Annotated in this window: 21 protein-coding genes and 1 pseudogene; 7 read left to right on the top strand and 15 right to left on the bottom strand. The window is 70.8% G+C overall.

Features of this window, described 5'->3' with window-relative positions:
* Positions 1 to 167 precede the first annotated feature (167 nt).
* The 3 genes from AC07O8_RS26295 to AC07O8_RS26285 all read right to left on the bottom strand — a co-directional run bounded on the left by AC07O8_RS26295 (position 168) and on the right by AC07O8_RS26285 (position 3,108).
* The gene (locus AC07O8_RS26295) at positions 168 to 638 is read right to left on the bottom strand and encodes a CesT family type III secretion system chaperone (RefSeq protein ID WP_495050881.1); all 471 of its coding nucleotides are present in this window, start codon (positions 636 to 638) and stop codon (positions 168 to 170) included.
* Positions 639 to 799: 161 nt separating this feature from the next.
* The gene (locus AC07O8_RS26290; protein WP_495050880.1) at positions 800 to 1,804 is read right to left on the bottom strand and encodes a Bug family tripartite tricarboxylate transporter substrate binding protein; all 1,005 of its coding nucleotides are present in this window, start codon (positions 1,802 to 1,804) and stop codon (positions 800 to 802) included.
* 230 nt (positions 1,805 to 2,034) lie between these two features.
* On the bottom strand, positions 2,035 to 3,108 hold the full coding sequence (locus AC07O8_RS26285; RefSeq protein ID WP_495050879.1) for a tartrate dehydrogenase: 1,074 nt from the start codon (positions 3,106 to 3,108) through the stop codon (positions 2,035 to 2,037).
* A gap of 138 nt (positions 3,109 to 3,246) precedes the next feature.
* Here AC07O8_RS26285 and AC07O8_RS26280 point away from each other — a divergent pair, with 138 nt between their 5' ends.
* A complete protein-coding gene (locus tag AC07O8_RS26280) occupies positions 3,247 to 4,197 on the top strand; it encodes a LysR substrate-binding domain-containing protein (RefSeq protein WP_495050878.1) in 951 nt (316 codons plus the stop codon).
* Positions 4,198 to 4,204: 7 nt separating this feature from the next.
* Here the strand turns inward: AC07O8_RS26280 and AC07O8_RS26275 are convergent, their stop codons facing one another.
* From AC07O8_RS26275 to AC07O8_RS26265, 3 genes are all read right to left on the bottom strand, one after another.
* Positions 4,205 to 4,600 carry a hypothetical protein gene (locus tag AC07O8_RS26275; protein ID WP_495050877.1) on the bottom strand — a complete coding sequence of 132 codons (396 nt, stop codon included), beginning with the start codon at positions 4,598 to 4,600 and terminating at the stop codon, positions 4,205 to 4,207.
* Positions 4,601 to 4,603: 3 nt separating this feature from the next.
* Positions 4,604 to 4,951: a hypothetical protein gene (locus AC07O8_RS26270; protein WP_495050876.1), complete on the bottom strand. Its 348-nt coding sequence runs from the start codon at positions 4,949 to 4,951 to the stop codon at positions 4,604 to 4,606.
* 331 nt (positions 4,952 to 5,282) lie between these two features.
* Entirely contained in the window at positions 5,283 to 7,226 is a 1,944-nt protein-coding gene (locus AC07O8_RS26265) for a potassium transporter Kup (protein WP_495050875.1), read from the bottom strand.
* A gap of 256 nt (positions 7,227 to 7,482) precedes the next feature.
* Here AC07O8_RS26265 and AC07O8_RS26260 point away from each other — a divergent pair, with 256 nt between their 5' ends.
* Positions 7,483 to 7,689, top strand: a complete 207-nt coding sequence (locus AC07O8_RS26260) for a hypothetical protein (protein WP_495050874.1) — start codon at positions 7,483 to 7,485, stop codon at positions 7,687 to 7,689.
* 91 nt (positions 7,690 to 7,780) lie between these two features.
* Here the strand turns inward: AC07O8_RS26260 and AC07O8_RS26255 are convergent, their stop codons facing one another.
* The 3 genes from AC07O8_RS26255 to AC07O8_RS26245 all read right to left on the bottom strand — a co-directional run bounded on the left by AC07O8_RS26255 (position 7,781) and on the right by AC07O8_RS26245 (position 11,167).
* A complete protein-coding gene (locus AC07O8_RS26255; RefSeq protein WP_495050873.1) occupies positions 7,781 to 8,890 on the bottom strand; it encodes an S-(hydroxymethyl)glutathione dehydrogenase/class III alcohol dehydrogenase in 1,110 nt (369 codons plus the stop codon).
* A gap of 110 nt (positions 8,891 to 9,000) precedes the next feature.
* Positions 9,001 to 9,672, bottom strand: a complete 672-nt coding sequence (locus tag AC07O8_RS26250; protein WP_495050872.1) for a response regulator — start codon at positions 9,670 to 9,672, stop codon at positions 9,001 to 9,003.
* A complete protein-coding gene (locus AC07O8_RS26245; RefSeq protein WP_495050871.1) occupies positions 9,662 to 11,167 on the bottom strand; it encodes a sensor histidine kinase in 1,506 nt (501 codons plus the stop codon). Before AC07O8_RS26245 ends, AC07O8_RS26250 begins: the two co-directional genes overlap by 11 nt.
* Before the next feature lie 158 nt (positions 11,168 to 11,325).
* On the opposite strand from AC07O8_RS26245, the gene AC07O8_RS26240 reads away from it, so the two are divergent.
* Positions 11,326 to 12,324 (top strand): hypothetical protein, encoded by a 999-nt coding sequence (locus tag AC07O8_RS26240; protein WP_495050870.1) that lies wholly within the window; start codon positions 11,326 to 11,328, stop codon positions 12,322 to 12,324.
* A 7-nt stretch (positions 12,325 to 12,331) separates the two neighbouring features.
* Here the strand turns inward: AC07O8_RS26240 and AC07O8_RS26235 are convergent, their stop codons facing one another.
* The gene (locus tag AC07O8_RS26235) at positions 12,332 to 13,297 is read right to left on the bottom strand and encodes a c-type cytochrome (protein ID WP_495050869.1); all 966 of its coding nucleotides are present in this window, start codon (positions 13,295 to 13,297) and stop codon (positions 12,332 to 12,334) included.
* Positions 13,298 to 13,355: 58 nt separating this feature from the next.
* Here AC07O8_RS26235 and AC07O8_RS26230 point away from each other — a divergent pair, with 58 nt between their 5' ends.
* Genes AC07O8_RS26230 through AC07O8_RS26220 form a run of 3 tightly spaced genes read left to right on the top strand, consistent with a single transcriptional unit; the run spans position 13,356 to position 17,274 of the window.
* On the top strand, positions 13,356 to 13,730 hold the full coding sequence (locus AC07O8_RS26230) for a c-type cytochrome (RefSeq protein ID WP_495050868.1): 375 nt from the start codon (positions 13,356 to 13,358) through the stop codon (positions 13,728 to 13,730).
* On the top strand, positions 13,727 to 14,779 hold the full coding sequence (gene coxB, locus AC07O8_RS26225) for a cytochrome c oxidase subunit II (RefSeq protein ID WP_495050867.1): 1,053 nt from the start codon (positions 13,727 to 13,729) through the stop codon (positions 14,777 to 14,779). Before AC07O8_RS26230 ends, coxB begins: the two co-directional genes overlap by 4 nt.
* Positions 14,776 to 17,274 carry a cbb3-type cytochrome c oxidase subunit I gene (locus AC07O8_RS26220; protein WP_495050866.1) on the top strand — a complete coding sequence of 833 codons (2,499 nt, stop codon included), beginning with the start codon at positions 14,776 to 14,778 and terminating at the stop codon, positions 17,272 to 17,274. The genes coxB and AC07O8_RS26220 overlap by 4 nt, the downstream gene beginning before the upstream one ends.
* Before the next feature lie 361 nt (positions 17,275 to 17,635).
* Here AC07O8_RS26220 and AC07O8_RS26215 read toward each other — a convergent pair whose 3' ends face one another.
* On the bottom strand, positions 17,636 to 19,084 hold the full coding sequence (locus tag AC07O8_RS26215; RefSeq protein ID WP_495050865.1) for an NAD-dependent succinate-semialdehyde dehydrogenase: 1,449 nt from the start codon (positions 19,082 to 19,084) through the stop codon (positions 17,636 to 17,638).
* A 201-nt stretch (positions 19,085 to 19,285) separates the two neighbouring features.
* Here AC07O8_RS26215 and AC07O8_RS26210 point away from each other — a divergent pair, with 201 nt between their 5' ends.
* Positions 19,286 to 21,853 (top strand): mechanosensitive ion channel family protein, encoded by a 2,568-nt coding sequence (locus AC07O8_RS26210; RefSeq protein WP_495050864.1) that lies wholly within the window; start codon positions 19,286 to 19,288, stop codon positions 21,851 to 21,853.
* Between the two features lie 86 nt (positions 21,854 to 21,939).
* Here AC07O8_RS26210 and AC07O8_RS26205 read toward each other — a convergent pair whose 3' ends face one another.
* The 4 genes and pseudogenes from AC07O8_RS26205 to AC07O8_RS26190 form a co-directional block, all read right to left on the bottom strand.
* On the bottom strand, positions 21,940 to 23,037 hold the full coding sequence (locus AC07O8_RS26205; protein ID WP_495050863.1) for a porin: 1,098 nt from the start codon (positions 23,035 to 23,037) through the stop codon (positions 21,940 to 21,942).
* Between the two features lie 205 nt (positions 23,038 to 23,242).
* On the bottom strand, positions 23,243 to 24,361 hold the full coding sequence (locus AC07O8_RS26200) for a tripartite tricarboxylate transporter substrate binding protein (protein ID WP_495050862.1): 1,119 nt from the start codon (positions 24,359 to 24,361) through the stop codon (positions 23,243 to 23,245).
* A 128-nt stretch (positions 24,362 to 24,489) separates the two neighbouring features.
* Complete coding sequence (locus AC07O8_RS26195) at positions 24,490 to 25,176, bottom strand: ATP-binding protein (RefSeq protein ID WP_495050920.1); 687 nt, start codon at positions 25,174 to 25,176, stop codon at positions 24,490 to 24,492.
* Positions 25,162 to 26,003: pseudogene (locus tag AC07O8_RS26190) on the bottom strand (sensor histidine kinase N-terminal domain-containing protein); the annotation flags it as partial. The gene AC07O8_RS26195 and the pseudogene AC07O8_RS26190, both read right to left, overlap by 15 nt.
* Between the last annotated feature and the right edge of the window lie 55 nt (positions 26,004 to 26,058).

The raw sequence follows: 26,058 nt of genomic DNA, 5'->3' as shown, positions 1-26,058 counted from the left end.
CGCATCCGATTCGTCGGCCTGCCGCCATCCGCTCATCCGCGAGCCTGCGGAAGACGACGAGGGGGTCGATGTTGGCCTCGTTGCCGGCTTGGGTTCCGGCGATGTCGCGTCGAGACTGCACGAGGCGATCGCCGCGGAGGAGGAGGCGACAGTGGTCATGCCGATGCTCACCGCACGCTCCGGCTGGCGCGCAGCAGCAGCGCGGCGGTGCCGGCGCCCGGCGACCGCTCGCCGAGGGCGTCGAACCGCACGATCGCCGCCAGGTCCATCAGGGCCTCGATGCGGCCCGCCAGCGCCTCTGCCTCCTCGTCGAGCGGGAGCTCGCGGATCAGCACGAACTGGCGTCGCTGCCCGTCCGCCGCGATCACGGCGCCGTCCAGCGCCGCCCGGTCGGCATTGAAGCGCAGCAGCCGCAGGGCCAGCGTGCCGCCGGCGTCCTCCTGGGGGACGGGCATCACCCGCGCGACGATGGCCACGCCGTCTCCGGCGTCCGACAACTCGACGACCAATTGGACGGTCTCCCCGGCATCGACGAGGACGAGCAGCCCGTCGCGGGCCTCGAGCGGAGTGGCGGTGCGCCGCGACAGCGCGGCGATGAGTTGGCTGAAGCGTCTGGCGCTTGTCGACGGATCGATCATGGCGGGACCACGAGCTGGGAGACCCTGTCAGTCGACAACCGGCCCGGGATGTTCGCCAGTGGCGCCTCCCCCATTCTTGCGTTTCAGTGCCCTTGCCTCCTTGCCTCCTCGCCGGCGTGTCATTCCTTGAAGGTCATTCCTTCAAGCTCATTCGCGGCGGGTCACTCGATCTGGACGTTGGCGGCCTTGACCAGCTTCGCGAACCTGCCCGTCTCGTTGCGGATCTGGGACGCCAGTTGCTCGCTGGTGCCGCCGGTGGTCTCGGCGCCGATCTCCTCCATGCGCTTGCGGAACTCCGGCGCCTGCAGGACCTTGACCATTTCGGTGTTCAGCTTGACGACGATGTCCTTGGGCGTGGCCGCGGGCGCGAGCACGCCGAACCAGGTGCCGATGTCGAAACCCTTCAGCCCGGCCTCGTCGAGCGTGGGCACGTCGGGCAGCGCGCTGGAGCGCCTGGCCGTGGTCACCGCGAGCGCGCGCAGCTTGCCGGCCTTGATGTGCGGCAGCACCGGCGTGACGGTGTCGAAGGACATCTGGATCTGTCCGCCGAGCAGGTCCGTCGCCAGCGGCCCGCTGCCCTTGTAGGGCACGTGCAGCAGCGTCGTGCCGGTGAGGTTCTGGAACTGCGTGCCGATCAGGTGCTGCGCGGTGCCGTTGCCGTTGGAGCCGTAGGTCCACTCGCCGGGTCTGGCCTTGAGCTGGGCGACCAGTTCCTGCACCGTCTTCGCCGAGGTCTGGTTGGCGTTGACGACCAGCACGTTGGGCACCAGCGCGATGCCGGTGATCGGCACGAAGTCCTTCTGGAAGTCGTAGGGCAGCTTCTTGTAGACGCTGCTCGCGATCGTGTGGTGGACCGCGCCGATCAGCAGCGTGTAGCCGTCGGGCTTGGACTTGGCGACGTAGTCCGCGCCCAGCGTCGCGCCGGCGCCGGGGCGGCTCTCGACGATCACCGGCTGGCCCAGGCTCTGCTGGAGCTTCTCGGCCAGCGCGCGTGCGAGGACGTCGGTGGTGCCGCCGGCGGGGAACGGGACGATCAGGGTGATCGGTTTGGCGGGCCAGGCCTGCGCGAAGACGGGCGTCGCGGTGCCGAAAGCGACGGCGGTCGCGGCGATCGCCGAGGCGGCGATCAGCGCGCGGCGGCGGGGAAAGGACGGAACGTGGGTCATGGTTGTCTCCTGGTCGATGGCTCTGACGGCCATTCGAGGGGTGGTACTGCGCGAGACCGCAGCCCTCACCCCCCCTCTCCCGCAAGCGGGAGAGGGGGTAAGAAGGGCCCCGGTCGGACTCCCTCTCTCGCAAGCGGGAGAGGGGGTCAGAAGAGCCCCGGTCGGACTCCCTCTCCCGCTTGCGGGAGAGGGCCAGGGGTGAGGGCCAGCGGCCGTGGAAGTAAGGAAGGTCAGCCGGGTTGGCACAGGGCGGCGACGACGGCGGCGGTGACGTCGGTCGTCTTCGCCTTGCCGCCGAGGTCACCGGTGTGCAAGGACGGGTTCGCCGTCACGGCCTCGATGGCGCGCATGAGTCGCGCCGCGGCCTCGTGCTCGCCCAGGTGCTCCAGCAGCATCACCGCGGACCAGAAGGTGCCGACGGGATTCGCCAGCCCCTGCCCCATGATGTCGAAGGCCGACCCGTGGATCGGCTCGAACATCGACGGATAACGGCGTTCCGGATCGATGTTGCCCGTCGGCGCGATGCCCAGGCTGCCGGCGAGCGCGGCCGCCAGGTCGCTCAGGATGTCCGCGTGCAGGTTGGTCGCGACGATGGTGTCCAGCGTCGCCGGCTTGTTGACCATGCGGGCGGTCGCGGCGTCGACGAGTTCCTTCCCCCAGGTGACATCGGGGAAGTCCGCCGCGACCTGCGCGGCGATCTCGTCCCACATCACCATCGCATGGCGCTGCGCGTTGCTCTTGGTGATCACCGTCAGCAGCTTGCGGGGCCGCGACTGCGCCAGCTTGAACGCGTAGCGCATGATCCGCTCGACGCCGGTGCGGGTCATGATGGACACGTCGGTGGCCGCCTCGATCGGGTGGCCCTGGTGGACGCGGCCGCCGACGCCGGCGTATTCACCCTCCGAGTTCTCACGCACGATGACCCAGTCCAGGTCCTTCGGGCCGCAGCGCTTGAGCGGCGCGTCGATGCCGGGCAGCACGCGGGTCGGGCGCACGTTGGCGTACTGGTCGAAGCCCTGGCAGATCTTCAGCCGCAGGCCCCACAGCGTGATGTGGTCGGGGATGTCGGGATCGCCGGCGGAACCGAACAGGATCGCGTCCTTGTCGCGCAGCGCGTCGAGTCCGTCGGCCGGCATCATCTCGCCGTGCGCGCGGTACCAGTCGCCGCCCCAGCCGAAGTCCTCGAACTCGAAGCAGAAGCGGTCGTTCGTCGCGGCCAGCGCCTCGAGGACCTCACGTCCCGCGGGGATCACTTCCTTGCCGATGCCGTCACCGGGAATGGTGGCGATGCGATAGGTCTTCATGGGGGTCTGTCTCCAGGTGATGTCGTCAATAACCTGGCCCGACTCTAGGAGCGCCCTGCCCTTCGGATCGCGGCTAAAGTCAATCCGTCTTCAACCTGGATTCAACAGTCCGCACTCCACCATCGGCAGGGTTTCCTCATGGCTTCCAAGACCTCGCCGGCCGCCGGCATCGTGAAGGCGTCGGCGATCGCGCCCGCCGACCTGGGCTTCTTCTCGACACTGTGCGGCGCCGGCAGCCTGAGCGCCGCGGCGCGCGAGCTGGGCATCACGACGGCGGCCGTCAGCAAGCACCTGACGCAGATGGAGAACCGGCTGGACACGGCCCTGCTGAGCCGGACCACGCGCCGGATGAGCCTGACGCAGGAGGGCGAGCTCTACCTGGAGCACGCACGGAAGATCCTGGCGGCCATCGATGATCTGCAGGAGGTGATGAGCGCGAGCGGCGGCACGGCGAGCGGCCTGCTGCGCGTGAACGCGACGCTGGGCTTCGGGCGGACGCACATCGCGCCGCTGATCTCCAGCTTCGTGCGTCAGCATCCGAAGCTGCAGGTCCAGCTGCAGCTGTCGGTCAATCCGCCGCCGCTGCACGAGGATGCCTTCGACGTCTGCATCCGCTTCGGCCCGCCGCCGGACGCGCGGATCATCGCGCGACGCATCGCGGCGAACCGCCGCCTGCTGTGCGCGTCGCCGGCCTATCTGAGCGCGCACGGCACGCCGAAGACGCCGACGGAACTGGTGCGGCATGACTGCATCGGCATCCGGCAAGGCGAGGAGGCGTATGGGCTGTGGCGGCTGACGTCCAAGCGCGGCCGCAAGACGCTCACGGAAGCGGTGAAGACGCGCGGCGCGCTGACGACCAACGACGGCGAGATCGCGGTGAACTGGGCGCTCGACGGGCTGGGCATCCTGATGCGCGCGGAATGGGACATCGCGCGTTACCTTGCGACCGGGCGACTGGTCCAGGTCCTGCCGGACTGGGAGACGCCCGACGCCGACATCTATGCGGTGTACCCGCAGCGGGTGCAGGGCACCGCGCGGGTGAGGCAGTTCGTGGCGCATCTGGCCACGGCGTTGGGGACATCGGCGTGACGGACATTTACCCGTGCAGGTGCGCGGTCACGGCAGGCGCCACCGCGGCAATGAGTGTGGCGGCCAGCGTGGCCATGCTGACCGCAAGGCCGATCGACCACTTGATGCTGCCGATGACCGCCTGGTGCACCTCGCCGCGCAGATCGCCATGCATCTTGTGCATTTCAGTGCGCAGCGCACCGAAGGCGTCCTTCATCTCGGCGCGCACGGCACCGATCTCCTCCTTCAATTCGACGCGGGCTGCGCCGAAGCCTTCCTTCATCTCGCCGCGGAGCTGCTCCAGCTGGGCCCGCGTGGCCAGCGTGGGCAGGACCGTCTCGATGGCCTGCACCCGGGCGATCAACTCCGGATCGGACCGCGCGGCGCGCTCAACCACCCCGTTCTCAAAGGGATTCGTCTGCATGGATCACCTCGCGTGATTGACGAACATCGGCATGGCGGTTGCCATGGCGGTGATCACGAGACCGACGCAACTGATCGCCACGCCGATCGACCATTTCATCGTGTTGTTGACAGTCCGATGCATGTCGACGCGCAACTCGCCCATGCTGGCCTGGAGATCCGCGCGCATGGTCTGCATTTCGATGCGCACCGCGCCGAAGCCTTCCTTCATCTCTCCACGGAGCTGCTCCAACTGGACGTGCGTGGCCAGCGTCGGCAGGACCGTTTCGATGGCCTGCACGCGAGCCCTCAGCTCCGGGTCAGATCGCGCGGCGCGCTCAGCGGCGCCGCTCTCATACGGATTCATCTGCATCATTCATTCCTCGATCAACGGCGGGCCCCTGCCCGCCATGGAGAACAACTCTGCCACCGCTGATCGACTCCAGAATCGAAATCAGGCCCTCTTCCCCCATCGGTCGGTCTCTATCTGGAATCCCATTGCCGCGCGTCAAAGGGCGGCGAGAAAGTTTCGTCCGGATGGGGGTGTGAACGGGTCGCGACGACGGTCCTCCTGGGGGATGGAGGCAACCCTTGACCCCGCCTTACACTGATGCGGCACACGGGCCTCGACGACGAGCAGTGGCGTCGGGCGCTGACCCTCAGGCAGGCGGGCAGGAACACCCGCGCCCCGCGCCACCCCGGCGCTACAACTGGACCCGCGACCCCAGCTCGATGACGCCGTTGTCGGGCAGTCGGAAGTAGTCGGCGGCGCTGCTGGAATTGCGCGCCATGGCGATGAACAGCTGCTGCCGCCACCGCGCCATCCCGGAGGTCTGCCGGCCCGCGCCCGCCACCACGACCTGCCGGCTCAGGAAGTAGGACGCGAGGAAGGGGTCGAACTGCAGGTCGTGCCGCGCGCAGCGCCCCAGCGCCGCCGGCAGGTTGGGCTCGTCCTTGAACCCGTAGCGCACCACCACGCGCCAGAACCCCGGCCGCAGGTGTTCGACGCTGAGCTGCTGATCCTCCGGCACGAAGGGCACTTCGTCGAAGCGGACGGTGACGATCACGTTGCGCGCGTGCAGCAGTTGGTAGTGCTTCAGGTTGTGCAGCAGCGCCGGCGGCACGACCTCCGGGTTGGAGACCGGATAGACGGCGATCCGGTCGGGCCGCGGACCTTCGACGTCATGCGACAACGCCTCCAGGAAGGGGAGCAGGGGCAGGTCCTCCCCCGCGACCTGTTCGTGCAAGCGCTCCTTGCCCCGGCGCCACGTCGCCATCACGGCGAACAGCACCAGCCCCAGCGCCAGCGGGAACCAGCCGCCCTGCATGATCTTGAGCGAGCAGGACACCACCAGCAGCGCGTCCACCACCAGGAATCCCGCCGTCGCGGCCCACGCGAGCGGGGCCGGATAGTGCCAAGCATGACGGACCACGAAGAAGGTCAGCACCGTCGTGATCAGCATGGTGATGGTCACGGCGATGCCATAGGCCGAGGCCAGCGCCGAGGAACTCTCGAAGCCCAGCACGGCCAGCAGCACGGCGACCAGCAGCGTCCAGTTGATCGCGGGCAGGTAGACCTGGCCCATCGCCTGCTCGGAGGTGTAGATCACGCGCATCCGGGGCAGCAGGCCGAGCTGGATGGCCTCCTTCGTCAGCGAGAAGGCCCCCGAGATCACCGCCTGCGACGCGATCACCGAGGCGAAGGTGGCCAGCAGCACGCAGGGGATGAGCCAGGAGGACGGGAAGAGCCGGAAGAATGGGTTGTCCAGCGCGCCCGGGTCGCGCAGCAGCAGCGCGCCCTGCCCCGCATAGTTCAGCGCGAGCGTCGGCAGTACGAGCGCCGACCAGGCCAGCCGGATCGGCCGGCGGCCGAAATGCCCCATGTCCGCGTACAGCGCTTCCGCGCCCGTCAGCGCCAGCACGAGCGCGCCGACGACCAGGAACAGGCCCGGCCCCCGCGCCTGGAGGAAGGCCAGGCCGAACCGCGGATCGAGCGCCTGGAGGATCTCCGGGGTCTGCGCGATCTGCAGCGCGCCGATGACGCCGAGCACGCTGAACCACAGCAGCATGACCGGCCCGAACATCACGCCGACGGCGGCCGAGCCGCGGCGCTGGATGAGGAACAGTCCCGTCAGCACCGCCACGGAAATCGGCAGGACGAAAGGCTTGAGGGCCGGCGTGACGATCTCCAGCCCCTCGACCGCGCCCATGACGGAGATCGCCGGCGTGATGACGCTGTCGCCGTAGAACAGCGCCGCGCCGCAGACGCCGACCAGCAGCAGCATCCGTCGCCGCGCCGGCGTGTCGCCCGCCGCCCGGACCGCGAGCGCGGTCAGCGCCATGATGCCGCCCTCGCCGCGGTTGTCCGCGCGCAGGATCAGCACGACGTACTTCAGCGTCACCACGATCATCAAGGCCCAGAGGATGGCCGAGACCGCGCCGATGATGTCCGCGGGCTGCAGACTCACGCCGTTGGCGGGGTTGAGCACCTCCCGCATCGTGTACAGCGGGCTCGTCCCGATGTCGCCGAACACGATGCCCAGCGCGCCCAGCGTCAGCGGGGCCAGTCCTTGCCCCGGGCCGTGCGGTCCCGGCGGGCCGCTCGCGGGGAGCTCACCAGGCGCGGAAGGGGCGGAATCTCGAGGCATCAGCGGGGCGCCCAGGGCGCTTTGCACGGAGATGCCCACTATCCCACAGCGCATGCCGGCCTCCCACCCGCGGACAGCCATCGACGCTGGATCCGCTCGACGTGCAGTCTGTGAGCCCCCAACGCTGTTCGGTCGCGCGGCCGGCGCCACCGCGCGGCCTGCCCACTAAGCTTGCACCCTGCCGTGTCGACCGGTCACGGCCTTCGTCGTGCTGTCGATCCACCTTCCGGTCCCCTGTCTTCTCGAGGAGTGCGCCATGGGCTTCGTCGGCCTGCTGTTCTGGTTGGTCCTGTTCGTGCTGTGCTGGCCGCTGGCCCTGCTGGCGCTGGTCATGTGGCCGGTCGTCTGGCTGCTGACGCTGCCGTTCCGCCTGATCGGCCTGAGCGTCGAAGCCGTCTTCGCCCTGCTCAAGGCCATTCTGTTCCTGCCGGCACGGGTGCTGGGCTGGCGCGAGTCGCGCTGACCGCGGACCGCCGCCGCTTCCCGCGGCGGCCTCGGTCCCAGTCCCAGTTCCAGTTCCAGTTCCAGTGTCGGTCGCGTTGCCAGTCCCAGTCTCAGAAGTGCACCACCGAGCGGATCGACTTGCCGTCGTGCATCAGGTCGAAGGCCTCGTTGATGCCGGTCAGCGGCATCGTGTGGGTCACGAACGGGGCCAGCTGGATGTCGCCGCGCATCGCCTCCTCGACCATGCCGGGCAGCTGCGAGCGGCCCTTGACGCCGCCGAAGGCCGTGCCCTTCCAGGTGCGGCCCGTCACCAGCTGGAACGGCCGCGTCGAGATCTCCTGGCCCGAGCCCGCCACGCCGATGACGATGGACTGGCCCCAGCCGCGATGCGCGCACTCGAGCGCCGCGCGCATCACATGGACATTGCCGATGCATTCGAAGGAATGGTCGACGCCCCAGCCGGTCATCTCGACGATCACCTGCTGGATCGGCTTGTCGTGGTCCTTCGGGTTGACGAAGTCGGTGGCGCCGAAGACCTTGGCCAGCTCGAACTTCGACGGGTTGGTGTCGATCGCGATGATGCGGCCGGCCTGCGCCAGCTTCGCGCCCTGGATCACCGCCAGGCCGATGCCGCCGAGCCCGAACACGGCCACCGAGTCCCCCGGCTGCACCTTGGCGGTGTTCTTCACCGCGCCCAGGCCGGTGGTCACGCCGCAGCCCAGCAGGCAGACCTGCTCGGGGTTGGCATCCGGGCTGATCCTGGCCAGCGACACCTCGGCCACGACGGTGTACTCGCTGAAGGTCGAGCAGCCCATGTAGTGGTAGACCGGCTTGCCCTCGTAGGAGAAGCGCGTCGTGCCGTCCGGCATCACGCCCTTGCCCTGCGTGGCGCGCACGGCCACGCACAGGTTGGTCTTGCCGGACTTGCAGAACAGGCACTCACCGCATTCGGCGGTGTAGAGCGGGATCACGTGGTCGCCGGGCTTGACACTGGTGACGCCCTCGCCCACCTCGACGACGATGCCCGCGCCCTCATGGCCGAGCACGGCCGGGAACAGGCCTTCCGGATCGTCGCCGCTGAGCGTGAACGCGTCCGTGTGGCACACGCCGGTGTGGGTGATCTTCACCAGCACCTCGCCCTTGCGGGGCGGCTCGACGTCGATCTCGACGATCTGCAGCGGCTGGCCAGCCTGGAACGCGACGGCGGCACGGGATTTCATGGCGGGGCCTTTCGGAGGAATGACAGAAGGAGGCGGGAATGAAGACGCGCCCGCAAGGGCGCGTCGGTTCGGGCCAGTCTATCTCGGTCGACGGGGCGCGTGCGCGCTCCTCAGCCGATGCGATCGGGGCGGTCGCCGCGATCCCCGTCCCCGTGCCGGCTCGCGAGCAGCGCCGCCTCCACGCGGCTGCGCACCTGCAGCTTCTGCAGGATGTTGGTCACGTGGTGCTTGATCGTCTTCTCCGACAGGAACAGCGCGTCGCCGATCTCGCGGTTGGTCTTGCCGGCGCCGATCAGCGACAGGATGCTGCGCTCCCGCTCGGTCAGCTCCTGCAGCGGATCCGGCGCCTTGCGCTGCGTCAGCGACACCAGCATCTCCGCGGCGATCGTCGGCGACACGTACACCTCGCCGGCCACGGCCGCGCGCAACACGCCCGCCAGTTCCTTGCCCGAGACGCCCTTGAGCACATAGCCCCGCGCGCCCGCCTTGAGCGCCGCCAGCAGCTTGTCCTTGTCCTCCGACATCGTCAGCATCACGATCGCCGTCGCCGGGCAGGCCATCGCGATGCGCCCGGCCGTCGTGATGCCGTTCCAGCCGGGCATGCTGATGTCCAGCAGCACGGCGTCCCGCAGCAGCGCCTGCGCGAGCGCCAGGGCCTGCTCGCCGGACGCGGTCTCCCCGACGACCCGGAAGGCCGGATCCATCGTCAGCGAGTGCACCACGCCCTGGCGGAACAGCGGGTGGTCGTCGACCACCAGCACTTCGATCGTGTCACCGCTCATCGTCCGTCCTCTTCCCGTTCATGTCCTCGTCCGCGCCGTCCCGCGCCGTCGACGGCAGGTCCACGCGGATGCGCGTCCCCCGCCCCGGCGCGCTGGTCACGCCGAAGGTCCCGCCCTGCGACTCCACGCGCTGGCGCATGCCGCTCAAGCCGAGCCGCCGCCGCGAGCGCGCCTCGGCGGGATCGAAGCCCGGGCCGTCGTCGTCCACGGCCAGCCGGATGCCGGTGGCGTCGCCGCGCAGCTCGACGCGGCACCGGCTGCCGCGCGCGTGCCGGAACACGTTGGCCAGCGATTCCTGCAGCAGCCGGTACAGGGTCGTCTTGATCCGCAACGGCGCCGGCAGGTCCGGCGCCACGACCGCCTCCAGCGTCACGGGCACGGCGCCCCGCGTCTTCGCCTCGAAGTCGCGGACCACGCGCGCCGCGACGTCGCCCAGCGTCAGCGGCGCCAGTTCCGGCAGCTCCAGGTCGGCCGAGATGGCCCGCAGGTCGCGCATGGCGGCCTGCACGGCGTCGCTGATGCGGTCCAGATCGTGCGGGCTCACGACGCCTGATGCCGTGTCGGCCGCGGAGCCCGGCAGCACGCCCGGCACCGCGCCCCGCATCGCGTCCGCCTGGCCGTCGCGCAGGTTCTTGATCTGCATCAGGGCGAAGCCGAGATCCTGGCTCGGGCCGTCGTGCACATCGGCGGAGACGCGCTGCAGCAGCGCCTCGTTGATCGAGATCGCCTCCTCGGCCGCGCGCCGCACGCGGGCGTTCAGGGCGTCGTTCTGCGCATGCATCGCGGTCAACTGCGCCAGCTTCTCGCGCAGCTCGTTGCGCTGCCTGACGATGGTCTGGCTGCCGCGACGCACGATCAGGAACAGCAGCAGGTAGGTCGCCAGCATCGTGCCCGCCACGATCAGCCAACCACGCCGTTGCGCGCTGCCCGCCTCGCGGTCGACCTCGTCGGGCATCTGGTAGAACTCGGCGATCGCGCCGATGTGCCCGCGCCCGGCGGTGTGGATCGGCGTGTAGGTCTCGATCATCCGTTCCAGCGGCTGCCCGTGATCGGTCTGCCGACGGCCCCGCCGAATGCTGATCTCCGAATAGACGCTGCCGGCCGCGGCGATCGCCAGGCCTTCGTCGACCTCGAGCGTCCGGCCCACGCCTTCGCCATCGCTGCTGAACAGCACGACGCCGTCGGGACGCCAGATCCGCAGCGACACGATGCGCCGGGCCCAGTCGGCGTCGACGACCAGCGCCTCCAGCGCGCGGCGGTCCGCGTCGCCGATCTGGCCGCCGCGGTTCAGGCCGTCCAGGTGCGGCGCGATGAAGCCGTCCACGTACAGCGCCGTGTCGCCGCCGATCCGGTGGACGACGCTCTCCTCGACCTGCCGTCCCACCCACCATCCGATGACCAGCGTGGACGCGAGCAGCACCGGGAAACTGACCAGCAGGAACTGCTGCGACAGCGACAGGCGCCGGGGGGTCTTGGGCGGGGCCGATGGCGTCATCGGGCGGCACTGTAACAGCGTGCATCCGGTCCGCCCATGGACCAAGGTCCCGACGCGTCGCGACCTGGGTCGGACCGCGATCCCGCCCTTGTGCCCTGGGCGCGCGGGCGTCGCGTTCCTAGCATGGCGCCATTCCCATCCACTCTTTGGAGCCTCGCATGACATCGACCCGTTCCTCCCGTTCGTCCTCTTCCCTGTGCCCTTCCCTGCGTCCTTCCCTGCGCCGCGGCCGCGCCCTGCTGACGGCCCTGGCGCTGACCGCCGCGAGCGGCCTGGCGATGGCCGCCTCCTCCAAGGGCTGCGACGGCGGCGGCTTCCGCGTGCTCGGCCTCAGCGGCAAGGCCAACCAGACCGTGGCCGCGGGCAGCGTGCCGGCCCGCTTCCTGGTGCAAGGCAAGTACGTGCAGTTCGGGGTGGACGCCGCGAGCTTCGGCATCCGCGACTACGTCTTGACCGGCGCGGCCAATCCGCTGGACATGACCGGCGGGGTGCCGACCCCGGTCTTCGCGTCGAAGCTGCCGGACCATCGCGGCGCGGCGCTGACCGGCGGCGTCGACGTGGAACTCGACACGACCGACATCGTGCTGATGCGCGAAGGCCCGCAGGTCGCGATGAAGATCCAGGCGAAGGACTGCGCCAACGGCGGCGTCTTCCAGATGGAGGTCGCGCGCACCGACGGCAGCTCGACCGTGTTCACGCATGTGCTGGCCACGCATCCGACGAACCCGAGCCTGAACGCCTTCTATTTCGACAACCGCAACTTCCGCAACCTCGAGGGCGATGCCGTGCCCTACAAGGACACGACCGTCGTGGTGACGCCGCGGGTCAACTTCGGCAACGACTACTCGTCGCGTTTCGTCGGCCGCGACAGCCCGCAGGTGGCGACGCGCATCAGCGACGCGGCCTGCGTGAATTCGATCGTCAAGCGTGACGGCACGATCGCCAAGGTCAGCCATTGCGGACTGAGCTCGCGTTGGGAGGTCAGCAGCGGCGGCCGCATGGGCATGGTCTTCGGCGAGGACGCGACCGAGGTCGCGCCGCCCGCGACGATCTGCACGCACAAGTGCCAGGCGCAGAACCAGGTGAAGGGCCAGGCCCGCTCGCTGGGGTCGCCGTTCCCGGTCGCGCCCGCGGACCGCCTGGCGCCGCGCCAGTGATGGCGCGTCAATGCGTGAGCAGGTAACGCGCCATCAGCCGCGCCTGCGTCTCGCTGACGCCCAGCGTGGGCATCGCGGTGTGCGCGTCGATCGCCTGCGGATCGCGGATCCAGGCGGCCAGGCCGTCCTCGGTCGGGAACGCCTTGCCGCCGATGCGGTCGCGTCCCGCCAGGCCGGTCAGGCGCGGACCGTTGGACGTGTCCGGCCCGACCACGCCGGGGATCGTGTGGCAGGCCGTGCAGCCGTGCTGGCGGAACGCGCGCTGCGCCAGCTCGACCGTCTGCAGCGGCGGGACCAGCGGCGCGGGCGCGTCGACGATGCCGTCGCAGCGCGCCGCCGCGTTCGCGCCGCCGGCTTGTCCGATCTCGATCGGCGGCTTTCCCGATGACTGCCGCTGGGCGCCGCCCGGCGATGCCTCCGCCCCGGCGACGTCCGGGCGAGAGGCCGTCAACGCCCGGTACTGGTCCGGCGTCATCAGCGGCAGCGCGTCGAGGAAGGCGACGATCGCCCACAGCTCGCCCTCCTCCAGGCGGTACTCCCACGCCGGCATGCCGCTCATCTTGATGCCGTTGCGGGTGATCCAGTAGAGGTCCTGGGGGCGCCAGTGGCGGGTCGCTTCGACGAGCGAGCTGGGCACCGGCTGCATGCCCAGCGCGAAGGCCTGCGGCGCCACGCCGGGCGCGCCGTGGCAGGCGACGCAGCGGTCGCGGAAGCAGGCGGCGCCCTGCAGCACGCGCTCGCGGGCGAGCAGGTCCCGCGGCGGCGGGTGGGCCTCCGCGCGCCGCTGCACCGCGCGCTGCAGCGCGATTTCCAGCAAGGAATGCACCGGCTGCAGGTGCGGCCCGGTCGCCGACACGTCATAGACGCCGAACCAGACGAAGGCGGCGGCGCCGGCCGCCCCGAGCACACCGGCCAGGGCGCCCGCGGCCAGGACGGCTTTCACCGGAGAGAAACGACGCTGCGGCTCGGTCATGGCCGCAGCAAGGCAAGCGCGATGCCGGGGCGGGCACTTCGTGTGCCGGGGAGCGCGCATGACGCGCCTGAGCCTCCTCACGATCTCCCTCGGTCTGCTGCTGTCGGCCTGCGGTCCGGCGCCGGACGAGCCGCTGCGGCGCTGGCAGGTCGAGGCCGCCGATGTGGAGCGCGGGCGCCACCTGATGACGCAGTTCCAGTGCGGCAGTTGCCACGCCGTGCCGGGCGTGTCGGGCGGCGGCCAGCGGGCGCCGGCGCTGGAGCGCTTCGGCCGGCGCGCCTACATCGCCGGCCAGTTGCCCAATTCCCCGGAGGTCCTCCAACGCTGGCTGCTCGATCCGCCCGGGCTGCTGCCCGGGACGACGATGCCGCGACTCGGCCTGTCGGAGCGCGACGCGCGCGACATCGCCGGCTACCTGCTGTCGCTGCGATGAGCGCGGGCGGCATGCTCCGGCCGGCCGGCCCGCAGGCGGAGGCGCTGGCCGGTGTCATGACCACGACGCTGGTGGTCTGCGCCTTCGCCTTCGTGTTCGCGATGGTCTGCCTGGCCGCGGCGCTGTGGTGGCGAGGCCGCCGGCCCGTGCCGACGGCGCTGTGGCTCTGGGGCGGCGGGCTGGTGCTGCCGGTGCTGGTCTTCGGCGGCCTGCTGCTCCACGGCGAGCGGCAGGCCCACGGGCTGGACGACCCGTCGCCGCCGGGCGCGCTGCGTGTCGCCGTCACGGGGCATCTCTGGTGGTGGTCGATGCGCTACGAGGCCGAGGCGGCGCCGGGTGCGCCCGGCATGTCGGAAGTGCCCGCCTTCGCCACGGCCAACGAACTGCGCGTGCCGGTCGGCCGCCCGGTGACCTTGACGCTGGCCTCGGAGGACGTGATCCACAGCTACTGGGTGCCCGCGCTCGGCGGCAAGGTCGACCTGGTGCCGGGCCGCCTCAACCGGCTCACCTTCACCGCGTCCCAGCCGGGCGTGTTCCGCGGCCCGTGCTCGGAGTACTGCGGCGTCCAGCATGCGGCGATGGTGCTGCAGGTGGTCGCGATGCCGCCCGACGAGTTCGAGCGCTGGCGGCGCGCGCAGGCCGGCGACGCGCCGGAGCCCGTCTCGCGCCAGGCGCTGCGCGGCGCGGCGCTGTTCCAGGAGCACGGATGCATCGCCTGCCACGCGGTGCGGGGCACGGGGGCCAACGGCCCGTCGGGGACCGCACGGCAAGACCTGGCCCAGGCGCCGCCGCTCGGACCCGACCTGACCCACGTCGCGAGCCGCCTGTGGCTGGGCGCGGGCGCCCTGCGCAACCGCGATCCGCTCGGCGACCCGCGCACCGCGCTGCGGCAATGGATCACCGACGTGCAACAGGTGAAGCCGGGCGCGCGCATGCCGTCGTACAAGCACCTGCGCGCCGACGAGATCGACGCGATGGTGGCGTTCCTGGCCGGACCGCCGGTGCCGGGCGGCGGGTCCGACCGGCCGCTGGTCGCCGCCACGCCATGAATCGCCCCGCCAACCGCCTGCCGCGGCCCGACGGCGAACTCGAACGCCTGCGCGCCGCGTGGGAACCGCCCCGGGGCTGGCGCGTGATCGGCAGCGTCAACAACGTCTTCATCGGCAAGCTCTACATCGCGACGGCCTTCGTGTTCCTGCTGCTCGGCGGCGTGCTGGCGCTGCTGATCCGGGCGCAACTGGCGGCGCCCGGGCAGACGCTGCTCAGCGCGCCGGTGTTCCAGCAGCTGTTCACGATGCACGGCACGGTGATGATGTTTCTCTTCGCCGTGCCGATGGTGGAGGCGATCGCCGTCTTCCTGCTGCCCAACATGCTGGGCGCGCGCGACCTGCCCTTCCCGCGCCTGTCGGCCTACTCGTACTGGATGTACGCGGTCGGCGGCCTGGCCTTCTACGCCACGCTGTTCTGGCAGCTGGCGCCGGACTCGGGCTGGTTCATGTACCCGCCGCTGAGCAGCGCGAAGTACTCGCCAGGACTCAACGCGGACTTCTGGCTGCTGGGCATCGGCTTCATCGAGATCTCCGCGATCGCGGGCGCGATCGAGCTGATCACCGGCATCCTGATGACGCGGGCGCCGGGCATGACGCTGGGCCGCATGCCGGTCTACGCCTGGGCCATGCTGGTGGTCGGGCTGATGATCGTGCTGGCGTTCCCGGCGGTGATCGCAGGCACGGCGCTGCTGGAGATCGAACGTGCCTTCGACTGGCCGATCTTCGACGCCACGCGCGGCGGCGATCCGCTGCTGTGGCAGCACCTGTTCTGGTTCTTCGGCCACCCGGAGGTCTACATCATCTTCCTGCCCGCGGCGGGACTGGTCTCGACGATGGTGCCGGCGCTGGCGCGGACCTCGCTCATCGGCCGCCACGCGGTCAGCGCGGCGCTGGTGGCGATCGGCGCGGTGAGTTTCCTGCTGTGGCTGCACCACATGTTCACCGCGGGCCTGGGCGGGCTGGGACTGAGCCTGGTCTCGATCTTCAGCGTCGCCATCGCCATCCCGGGCGCGCTGCAGATCTTCGCGTGGATCGGCACCCTGTGGCGGGGCCGGCTGCAATGGACGACGGCCACCTGGTTCCTCGTCGGCTTCCTGGTCACCTTCGTCGTGGGCGGGCTGACCGGCGTGATGCTGGCGCTGCTGCCGATCGACTGGCAGGTGCACGACACCTACTTCGTCGTCGCGCATTTCCACTATGTGCTGATCGGCGGCATGGTGCTGCCGATGTTCGCGGCGTTCTACCACTGGCTGCCGCTGTGGAAGGGGCGCGCGATGTCGGAGCGCGCGGGGCGCTGGGTCTTCGGCCTCATCTTCGGCGGCTTCCACCTGACCTTCTTCCCGATGCACATCGCCGGCATGCTGGGCATGCCGCGCCGGGTGCACACCTATCCGTCGGGGCTGGGGCTGGAACTGCCGAACCTGCTGTCCTCGGTGGGCGCCTTCATCATCGCGGCGGGCGTGCTGCTCTTCGTCATCGACCTCGTGCGCAGCCAGCGGGGTCCGGAGCAGGAGCACAACGACCCGTGGCGATCGTCGACGCTGGAATGGCTGCCGAGCGAACCCTACGGCACCCGCAGCATCCCGCATGTCGAGCACCACGAGCCGCTGTGGCATCGCCCGTCCTTGCATGAGGAGGTCGAGGCCGGCGCGCACTGGCTGCCGGGCTCCATCACCGGCGATCGCGAGACCTTGCTGACCAGTCCCGTGCAGGCCCTTCCGCTGCGCGTGGTGACCCTGGCCCGGGACAGCCTGTGGCCGCTGCTGGCGGCGATCGGTACCGCGGCCTTCTTCCTGCTGATGACGGTGAAGCACGTGAGCGGCACGGTGGCCGACGGCGTGCTGGCGATTGTCGCGATCTGGGCGTGGTTGTGGCAGACGGACCGCGCGCCGCCGTTCGAGCACGCCGAGGCGGCGGACGGCGTGATCCTGCCGATGGGGGTCACGGGGCGGCAGGCGCCGTCGTTCTGGGGCGTGGTGATCCTGATCGTGGTGGAGGCGACGATCTTCGCGTCGATGGCGTTCGCGCATCTGCATGTGGCGATGAGGCTGGACGTCTGTCCGCCGCCGGGCGTGGGACTGGCGAGTCAGGCCACGCTGCTCATGCAGACGCTGGGCTATGCGCTGAGTCTGGTCTTCGTCGTGTGGGCGGGTCTGGGCGCGTGGCGCGCACCGGTGGCGGCGTGGCGCGCGGGGCTGCTCGTACCGGCGTTGGGGCTGGCGGGGCTGGCGTTCTACAGTGGATTGCAGACGGCATGGCCGGCCGAGCGTCCGCCGACGCTGGATGCATGGACGGGCACGCTGGCCGCGCTGCACAGCCTGCAGGGATTGCAGGTTGCGGTGGCGGTGATGCTGGCGCTGTATTACGGCGCGCGACTCGCCAGCGGATTGATCCGCCCCCGGCAGCACGCCACGCGAGAAGCGGTCGTGATGTTGTGGGGATGGATCTGCGTGCAGGGGGTGATCACCTTGTGGTGGCCGCGTCTGGTGGCGTGAGGCTGCACGCTTGTTGACTGCCGAGGCCGCTGGCCCTCACCCCGGCCCTCTCCCGCAAGCGGGAGAGGGAGCAAGAAGCACTGGCGCTTTCCCGCAGGGGGGAGAGGGAGCAAGAAGCACTGGCGCTTTCCCGCAGGGGGGAGAGGGAGTAAGAAGCGCTGGCGCTCTCCCGCAGGAGGGAGAGGGAGCAAGAAGCGCTGGCGCGCTCCCGCAAGGGGGAGAGGGAGCAGGAAGCGCTGGCGCTCTGCCGGAAGCGGGAGAGGGAGCAAGAAGCGCTGGCGCTGCGCGTAGAGCCGGTCGGACTCCCTCTCCCGCTTGCGGGAGAGGGTGGGGGTGAGGGCCAGCGGACGTGGCAGGAAAATCAGACGCCGAGGAGGGAAACCGCCTTGGTATTGACGTAAGCCTCCAGCGCCTCCGGTCCGCCTTCCGAGCCGTAGCCGGAGTCTTTCACGCCGCCGAACGGCATTTCCGCGGACGGTGTGGCGGGCTGGTTGACCCACAGCATGCCCACCTCCATGCGTTGCGCCAGCAGGTGGGCGTTCTTGATGGACTTCGTGAACGCATACCCGGCCAGCCCGAACGGCAGCCGGTTGGCTTCGGCGATGGCTTCCTCGAGCGTGTCGAACCCGCGCACGGCCGCGATCGGTCCGAACGGCTCGTCGTTGAACACCGATGCGTCGAGCGGCACGTCGGCCAACACGGTGGGCGAGAAGAAGTTGCCGGCGTTCCCGACGCGCTCCCCGCCGGTGGCGATCTTGGCGCCGCGTTCGCGCGCCTCGGCGACGATCCTGGACATGGCGACGACGCGTCGCTCGTTGGCGAGCGGTCCCAGCGTCGTGCCTTCGGCAAGACCGTCGCCGAGCTTGAGGCCTTGCGCGTGCTTGACCAGCGCGGCGGTGAACTCGTCCTTGAGGCTGTTGTGGACCAGGAAGCGGGTCGGCGAGATGCAGACCTGACCCGCGTTGCGGAACTTCGCCGCGCCAGCGGCCTTGACCGCGAGGGCGACGTCCGCGTCTTCCGCGACGATCACCGGCGCGTGACCGCCGAGCTCCATGGTGACGCGCTTCATGTGCGCGCCGGCCAATGCGGCGAGCTGCTTGCCGATCGGCGTGGAGCCGGTGAAGGTGACCTTGCGGATGATCGGGTGCGGGATCAGGTAGCTGGAGATTTCAGCCGGGTCGCCGAACACGAGGCCGACGGTGCCGGGAGGGACGCCCGCGTCGACGAAGGCCTGCAGCAGCGCCGCGGGCGAGGCCGGCGTTTCCTCCGGCGCCTTCACGAGGAAGGAGCAGCCGGTGGCGAGCGCCGCGCCGAGCTTGCGCACGATCTGGTTGACGGGGAAGTTCCAGGGCGTGAACGCGGCGACGGGTCCGACGGGTTCCTTGAGCACGAGCTGCTGCGCGGCCAGGTTGCGCGAGGGCACGATGCGGCCGTAGACGCGGCGGCCCTCGTCGGCGAACCACTCGATGATGTCCGCGCCGGCGAGCACTTCGACCTTCGCCTCGCCGACCGGCTTGCCCTGCTCCTGGGTCAGCAGCCGGGCGATCTCGGGCGCGCGTTCGCGCAGCAGCGCGGCGGCGCGGCGCATGGTCGCGGCGCGCTCATGCGCGGACACGTTGCGCCAGGCCTCGAAGCCCTTCTGCGCCGCCGCCAGCGCGCGGTCCAGGTCCTCCCGGCTCGCATGCGCGACGTGGCCGATCACGGCGCCGGTCGCGGGGTTGCGCACGTCGATGGTCTTGCCGCCGGCGGCGTCGACCCATTCATTGGCGATCAGCAGGCGGGTATCGGGATAGGCAGCGGTGGTGGTCATCGTGAGGTCCTCGAAGACGAAGGGAAACTGGATCGGTCGACTCTACCCGCTCGATGCCGTCGGGCGCTGCAGGCGGCGCCATACCCGACACCCGCTGGCGCCCTTCCTGGCCCAGGGCCTCTGCCCAGGCGGCAGAGCGCCCCGCCGGACCCGGGACCGCCGCTTGCCGCCCAGGCGGCACCCTCTTTCCGCGGTCCCTGGATGCCTGTGATCCCAATTTCCCTGCCCTTCCTGCTTACGCTGCCTGCGCTGCCTGCGCAGTCTTCGCAGACCTCCCGCCGCGCGCCCCGACTGCTGACGTGGCTGCTGGGGATGTTGCTGCTGTGCGCCGCCATGCTGGCGCTGCCTGCCCACGCGCAAGACCTGGCGCCCGAGCCGACCGACCCGACGAAGCTGCTCGAGCTCGCGCGCGCGGAGCTCAAGGCGGTCCAGCCCCAGACCGGCAAGGAACTGACGACCGAGGACCTGAACAACATCAAGGACAAGGTCGACCGGGTGAAGTCGCGCATCGACCAGGCGCGCTCGGCCCTGCAGCCGCGGCTGGACGATGCCAGGACGCGTTTGGCTCAGCTCGGCACGCCGCAGGCGGAGGTCAAGGAGACGCCCGAGGTGGCGCAGCTGCGCACGCAGCTGGGTCGCGAAGTCGCCTCCATCGACGGACAGGTGAAGGTCGCGAACGACCTCGCCGGCCAGGCCGAGAGCACGCTGCGCAACGCCACCGCCGCCCAGCGGCTGCAGTTGAGCGCCCGGCTCGGCGAACGCGTGCCGTCGCTGCTCCAGGCGGGGTTCTGGCGCTCGCTGCGCACCGACAGCGCCGCGGACCTCGAACGCGCCCGCGTGTTCGGGGCCGAGCTCGGCGCCTTGTGGGCCTCGGTGCCGGCCACGGCGTGGGCGACCTTCGTCGCCGCGGTGGTGGCGTGGCTGGTCCTGTGCCTGGGCGCCCGGCGCCTGACCGCCCGCCTGTGCGCGACGCGCCTCCCGCCCGGGCGCCTGCGCCGGTCGCTGTTCGCCATCAGCGAGGTGACGCTGCGCACCTTGCGGCCCGGGCTGGTCGCGCACGGCCTGGTCCTGACCTTGACGGCCAGCCTGGTCGACGGCGCGCCGGACGGGCCCGACTCGCTCGCGCAGTGGCTGGACACGGCCGAGATGATCGTCTGGTTCGGCGGCTTCATCGCCGGGCTAGGCGCCGCGCTGCTGATGGCGCGCAAACCCTCGTGGCGCCTGCTGCCGGTGCCCGATGTCGCCGCGTCGCGCCTGGCCTGGCTGCCCCGCACGCTGGCGGCGGCCGTCGTGCTGGGCTGGTTGTCGTCCCGGACCGCGGCGACGCTGGACCTGAGTCCGGCCGGCAGCAGTGCGGTGCAGACGCTCGCGTCGCTGACCTTCATCGCGGTGCTCGCCTCGGCCATCGCGCAACTGCGGCGGCATGCCGGCGCGCCGCAGGAGCCCGCCGCCGCGGCCGACGCCGGCACGGGCAGCCATCCCGAACTCACCATCCGCCCGCTCTGGCTGTCGGTGCTGCGCGCGGCCGCGTGGTTGACGCTGGTGGGCGCGACGCTCGCGGTGCTGACCGGGTTCGTGTCGCTGGCGATGTTCGTGCTGAACCAGGTCGTGTGGGGATTGATCGTGATCGGCGGCGCCTACCTGCTGACGGTCCTCGTCGACGACCTCTTCATGACCCTGCTGGCGCCCTCGCCGGCCGCAGCATCGAACGATGCCAAGGGCGACGGAAAGAGCGAAGGAAAAAGCGAAGGAAAGAACGATGGCAAGGACGGCGCCAGCGCCAGGCCCGGCAACGCCGCCTCATCCGCCTCATCCGCCGACGACGCGCCCGCACCGCCGCGCACGCGCGAACAGACCGCCCTGCTGCTGTCCGCCGTCTGCCGCGTGTCGATCGCCTTCTTCGCGCTCCTGCTGCTGCTCGCCCCCTACGGCGAAGGGCCGATGGACCTGGTGCGCCGCTCCGGCAGCCTGCAGGACGGCCTGGTCATCGGCACCCTGCAGCTGAATCCGATCAAGCTGCTGCAGGCGCTGGCGGTGCTCTTCGTCGGCCTGGCCGCCGTGCGGCTGCTCAAGGGCTGGCTGTCCGAGCGCTACATGCCGACCACGCGGATGGACGTCGGCATGCGCTCGTCCACGACGACGCTGTTCGGCTACGTCGGCACCGTCGCCGCGATCGCCGCGGCGCTGACGGCCGTCGGCTTCAGCCTGCAGAGCGTGGCCTGGGTCGCCAGCGCGCTGTCGGTGGGCATCGGCTTCGGCCTGCAGTCGATCGTGCAGAACTTCGTCTCCGGCCTGATCCTGCTGGCCGAGCGGCCGGTGAAGGTGGGCGACTGGGTCTCGCTGTCCGGCGTCGAGGGCGACATCCGCCGCATCAGCGTGCGGGCCACCGAGATCCAGATGGGCGACCGCTCGACGGTCATCGTGCCGAACTCGGAGTTCATCACCAAGATCGTGCGCAACGTCACCTACGGCGAGTCGCTGGGCATGGTGCAGTTCAAGCTGCCGATGCCGCTGGCCACCGACACCGACCGCGTGAAGGCGCTGGTGCTCGCGGCCTTCCAGGCGCACGGCGGCGTGCTGGCGACGCCGGCGCCGAACGTGCAGCTCGACGGCGTGGACGGGACCAACCTGGTCCTCAACGCGTCGGGGTTCGTGAACTCGCCGCGCGCGGCCTATGGCATCAAGAGCGAGCTGCTCTTCGACGTGCTGTCGCGGCTGCGCGCCGAGGGCCTGCTGCCGGGCCAGGCCGCGCCGCCGGCGCCGGTCTGAAAGCCCGGCCGGCGCACGGCGCGGCGACCGGCCGCACGGCCAGGGCCGGTCCGTCCGGTCCGTCCGGTCCGTCCGATGTGCCGCGATCAGAACCGGTGCTGGATGCCGAGGCCGACGCTGGACTGTGAATCGCCGAAGCCGTTGTCGTCGCGCGAGACGCTGACCAGGCCGCCGTCGCCGGACCTGGCTGTCGAGGCGACCGCGTACAGGCTGGTGCGCTTGGACAGCTCGTACTTCGCGCGCAGCGCGTAGAGCTTGGGGTCGTCGGTGCCGCTGGCGCCGCTGGAGATGTTCTGGAAGTAGACCGCCGGCGTGATGCTCAGCGCGGGCGTCGCCTGCCAGGTCGCGCCCAGCCAGGTCATCGTGCTCTTCGCATCGGCGCCGCCGACGGCCAACTCCTTCTTGTAGACGCGCTGCGCCAGGAACAGCTTGACCGGCTTCCAGTCGTAGGACGCGGCCCAGTGCAGCGCCTTCTCCTTGTCGTAGCGGCCGTTGGCGGCGATCGTCGCGCCGTTGCGCTGGTCGACGACCAGCGTCGCCGAGAACGGCCCCGCCGTGTACGCGCCGGCCAGCGCGAAGAAACGGCCGGCCGCGTCGGAGCCCGTCACCTCGCCGAGCGCGTAGGTCGCGCCGACCTTCACCGGGCCGAAGGTGCCCTGGTACTTGATCAGGTTGGACATGCCCGTGACCATCCCGTCCTTGCGCGGCTGCGTGGCGATCTGTCCGCCCGAGGTGGCCCACGAGTAGAACGGCGCGTAGCCCATCGGGTCGAAGGGCAGCAGGAAGTCGTAGGTCGTCGTGTAGGAGCGGCCGGCGACGACGCGGCCGAACTCGCCCTCCAGGCCGACGTTGGCCTGGCGACCCCAGAACGACGAGCCGGCCATGCCGGTGTCGAAGCCGACCTCGGCCTCGAGCTGGAACACGGCCTTCAGGCCGCCGCCGAGGTCCTCGGCGCCGCGCAGGCCCCAGCGGGACGTGTTCATGCCGCCCGAGCTCACGCCGAAACGGTGGTCGCCCGCGGCGTTCATGTGGTCGCGGTATTCCAGCAGCACGTCGGCGATGCCGTAGACGGTGACGCTGCTCTGCGCGAAGGCGGACGGTGTCGCGCACAGGGCCAGCAGGCCGGCGGCGCACAGGGTGTTCAGTCGGATCGAGGGGATCGAGGTCTTGCGGTAGGCGGTCAAGGGAGTCTCCTTGTTGTCGTTGAAAAAACGGGACGCAGGGGCGCCTGCGGTCCTCAGGCGGCGAGGACAGGGGCTGGGGAAGTCAGCGGGAGGCGACCTGAGTGGGCGCGGGCCAGCGTGAGTCGGCGTGAGTCGGCGTGAGTCGGCGTGAATCGGCGGAATTCAGCGTGAGCCGGCGGAAATCGGGACCGGCGCCTGTCCGTGCTCAGCGTCTGAGGCCGAAACGGCTCGCGAGTTCGACGTACTGCCGGTTCTGCCGGTCGATGACCGTGCGCAGCGCCGACCCGGTGAGTGCGAGCGGGAACAGGCCGTGTCGCGCCCGGACCTCGGCGAAGGCCGGCGCGGCCATCAACTGGTCGAAGGCGGCGGACCACGCGGCGACGTCGCCGTCGGACACCTTCGGGCCGACATAGAAGCCGCGGATCGCGGGCCAGACGATGTCGACGCCCTGTTCGCGCGCCGTCGGCACGCCGGCCAGCGGTCCGGGCAGGCGCTGGTCGGCGAGCACCGCCAGCGCGCGGAACGGGCTGCCGGGGCCGAGCTTGTCGAAGACCTCGGACGCGTCGCCCATGTAGACCTGGACGTGGCCGCCCTTGAGCGCGGCGATCGCCTCGCCGCCGCCCTCGAAGGCGACGAAGCGCATCGCCTTGTGGTCCACGCCGCCGGCGCCGGCGACCAGCGCCGACTTGACCCAGTCCTGGCTGCCGATCGTGCCGCCGGCGGCGAAGCTGATGCGCCCCGGATCGGCCTTCAGCGCGACGAGCAGTTCGGGCAGCGTCTTCCACGGCGACTGCCGGCCGACCAGCACCACGCCGTAGTCGACGCCGACGGCGGCGATCCAGCGCACGTCGTCGACGCTGCGCTTGCCGAAACGGCCGTGCGAGAGGTTCAGCAGCGAGCCGCTGGAGAAGGCCACCAGCGTGCGCGGTTCGGCGGGGCGGCGCGTGACGATCTGGTCGAAGGCGATCGCGCCGACACCGCCCGGCATGTAGCTGATGCGCATCGGCGTGGTCGTGAGACCGGCCTGCTGGAACGCCGCCTGCGCGAGCTTGCAGCTCTGGTCGAAGCCGCCGCCGGGCTTGGCCGGGGCGATGCATTCGAGCGCGGCGTCGCCGCCCGGCAAGGCCGCCGTCGTGAGTGCCGTGGGGGTTGCCGCTGTGGTTGCCGAGGTGCCACGAACGGGCTGCGCGGTCACGCCGGAGGCCGCGGTCAGCCAGACGGCCGCGATGAACGCGGCCGCCCGGTGCGGTACCGTCCAAAGAAGGACCGCCCGCGGTCGGATGGCCGGAGGCCGATCCGCCCGGAAGCTCGGGATCGATGTCATGTCTTGTCTCCTCGCGGTGATCTGTGTCGCCGTCGGGCTGCCGTCGGTCGCGGGAAGTCGCGCGTCGTCGGCAGGCCCGCGCGGTCGCCCGCCACCTGCTTGCAGCGCACTCTAGGAAAGCGGCGCTTTCAGCCGGCTTTCAGCGGGGGAGGAATTTCCGTCGACGCCCGCAGCGGAAGCCGCAAGGTGACCGTGGTGCCACGCTCGAGGCCGTCGGCATCCCGGCGCGCCGCGGCGACCGCCATGTCGCCCCCGTGGCGCCGCACGATCGCCCGCACGATGGCCAGACCCAGTCCCGAGCCCGGCAGGTCCACGTTGCTGCCGCGGAAGAAGCGCTCGCCCGCGCGCGGGCGCTCGTCGGCGGGAATGCCAGGGCCGTCGTCGACGACGCGGATCACGGCCGTCGCCCCTCTGAGCTCGTCCGCCTTGCGGTCCCCACCGCCATCGCCACCGCGACCGCCGATGACATCGCTGTGGCCGTGGCCGTGGCCGTGGCCGTCGTTGTCGTTGTCGTTGTCGTTGTCGTTGTCTTCGTTGCCGCGCGCCCGCTTGCGCGCCACGCCGACCTGCAGCGTCACCGCGCCACCGCGCGGCGTGTAGCGCAGCGCGTTGTGCAGCAGGTTGAGCAGCGCCTCGCGCAACTGGCCCTCATGGCCCAGCACGACGATGTCCTCGTCCGCAGGCTCGAAGCCGAGGTCGATGCCCTGCTCCCGCGCCAGCGGCCAGGATTCGCGCGCGCAGCGGTCGGCCAGGCGGTCCAGCGCGATCGGCGTCATCGCCACCGGCGCGGTGTCGGCGCGGGCCAGCGCCAGCATCTGGTTGGTGCGCCGCACGGTGTCCTCGATCTGCCCCTTGAGCGCGGTCAGCGCCTCGGCGAGGCGCTCCGGGTCGCGCTCCCGGCGGGCATAGCCCACCAGGGTCGCCAGCGTCGCCAACGGCGTGCGCAACTGGTGGGAGGCGTCGTCGACGAAACGGCGGCGGCCGTCGATCAGTTCGCGCTGCCGCGCGAGGTGGTGGTTGATCGCGCGCACCAGCGGCGCGGCGTCGGCGGGCACCTCGGTGTCGTCGACCGGCGAGAGGTCGTCATCAGCGCGCGCCTCGACCTCGCGCCGCAGCCGGTCCAGCGGCCGCAGCGCCCAGCCGATCACCAGCGCCAGCGTGCCGGCGACGATGGACACGGTCAGCAGGTCGCGCCACACGGCCTGCAACAGCAGCGCGCGTGAGAACGCATTGCGCGAGTTCGTGCTCTCGGCCACCTGGATGATCATCCGCCGCCCGGGGCGCTCGGGGTCGAGCTCGCGCGCCCAGGCGCCCACGCGCACCGGGGCGCCGAAGTACTCGGCGTCGATGAAGCGTGGCACGCCGGTCTTCAGCGGCTGGCCGGGCAGCGGCAGCCCGGCGTTGCCGATCTCGACGAGGCCGTCCTCGGTGCTGACGCGAAGAACACCTGTCCGCTGGCGGTGAGTTCGAAGAACTCCAGCAGCCGGTACGGCATCTCGACGGACAGGCCGCCGGTCTCGGTCGAGACGTTGCTGTCGATCGCCTTGATCGCGCCGAGCAGCGAGCGGTCGTAAGCGGAGTTGGCCGCCTGCAGCGCGGTGCCCCAGGTCAGCGCGAGCTCGATGCCGACGGCGGCCAGCATCACCGGCAGCACCAGCGCGAGCAGCGTGCGGCGGACGCTGAAGCGATGCCAGCGG

The organism is Roseateles sp. GW821-FHT09G09, assembly GCF_059415965.1.
Note: the sequence above shows the minus strand (reverse complement) of the source record. Positions and strands in the feature narration are given on the sequence as shown.

Coding starts and splice junctions, on each gene's coding strand:
- AC07O8_RS26195 (WP_495050920.1), bottom strand. CDS start 25,176: ATGCTGGCGCTGGCCCGCGCCGACACCGCGCCGGTGGCGATGACGCCG.
- AC07O8_RS26255 (WP_495050873.1), bottom strand. CDS start 8,890: ATGAAATCCCGTGCCGCCGTCGCGTTCCAGGCTGGCCAGCCGCTGCAG.
- AC07O8_RS26290 (WP_495050880.1), bottom strand. CDS start 1,804: ATGACCCACGTTCCGTCCTTTCCCCGCCGCCGCGCGCTGATCGCCGCC.
- AC07O8_RS26220 (WP_495050866.1), top strand. CDS start 14,776: ATGAATCGCCCCGCCAACCGCCTGCCGCGGCCCGACGGCGAACTCGAA.
- AC07O8_RS26280 (WP_495050878.1), top strand. CDS start 3,247: ATGGCTTCCAAGACCTCGCCGGCCGCCGGCATCGTGAAGGCGTCGGCG.
- AC07O8_RS26215 (WP_495050865.1), bottom strand. CDS start 19,084: ATGACCACCACCGCTGCCTATCCCGATACCCGCCTGCTGATCGCCAAT.
- AC07O8_RS26230 (WP_495050868.1), top strand. CDS start 13,356: ATGACGCGCCTGAGCCTCCTCACGATCTCCCTCGGTCTGCTGCTGTCG.
- AC07O8_RS26275 (WP_495050877.1), bottom strand. CDS start 4,600: ATGCAGACGAATCCCTTTGAGAACGGGGTGGTTGAGCGCGCCGCGCGG.
- AC07O8_RS26240 (WP_495050870.1), top strand. CDS start 11,326: ATGACATCGACCCGTTCCTCCCGTTCGTCCTCTTCCCTGTGCCCTTCC.
- AC07O8_RS26235 (WP_495050869.1), bottom strand. CDS start 13,297: ATGACCGAGCCGCAGCGTCGTTTCTCTCCGGTGAAAGCCGTCCTGGCC.
- AC07O8_RS26285 (WP_495050879.1), bottom strand. CDS start 3,108: ATGAAGACCTATCGCATCGCCACCATTCCCGGTGACGGCATCGGCAAG.
- AC07O8_RS26260 (WP_495050874.1), top strand. CDS start 7,483: ATGGGCTTCGTCGGCCTGCTGTTCTGGTTGGTCCTGTTCGTGCTGTGC.
- AC07O8_RS26245 (WP_495050871.1), bottom strand. CDS start 11,167: ATGACGCCATCGGCCCCGCCCAAGACCCCCCGGCGCCTGTCGCTGTCG.
- AC07O8_RS26270 (WP_495050876.1), bottom strand. CDS start 4,951: ATGCAGATGAATCCGTATGAGAGCGGCGCCGCTGAGCGCGCCGCGCGA.
- AC07O8_RS26210 (WP_495050864.1), top strand. CDS start 19,286: ATGCCTGTGATCCCAATTTCCCTGCCCTTCCTGCTTACGCTGCCTGCG.
- AC07O8_RS26265 (WP_495050875.1), bottom strand. CDS start 7,226: ATGCCTCGAGATTCCGCCCCTTCCGCGCCTGGTGAGCTCCCCGCGAGC.
- AC07O8_RS26250 (WP_495050872.1), bottom strand. CDS start 9,672: ATGAGCGGTGACACGATCGAAGTGCTGGTGGTCGACGACCACCCGCTG.
- coxB (WP_495050867.1), top strand. CDS start 13,727: ATGAGCGCGGGCGGCATGCTCCGGCCGGCCGGCCCGCAGGCGGAGGCG.
- AC07O8_RS26295 (WP_495050881.1), bottom strand. CDS start 638: ATGATCGATCCGTCGACAAGCGCCAGACGCTTCAGCCAACTCATCGCC.
- AC07O8_RS26200 (WP_495050862.1), bottom strand. CDS start 24,361: ATGACATCGATCCCGAGCTTCCGGGCGGATCGGCCTCCGGCCATCCGA.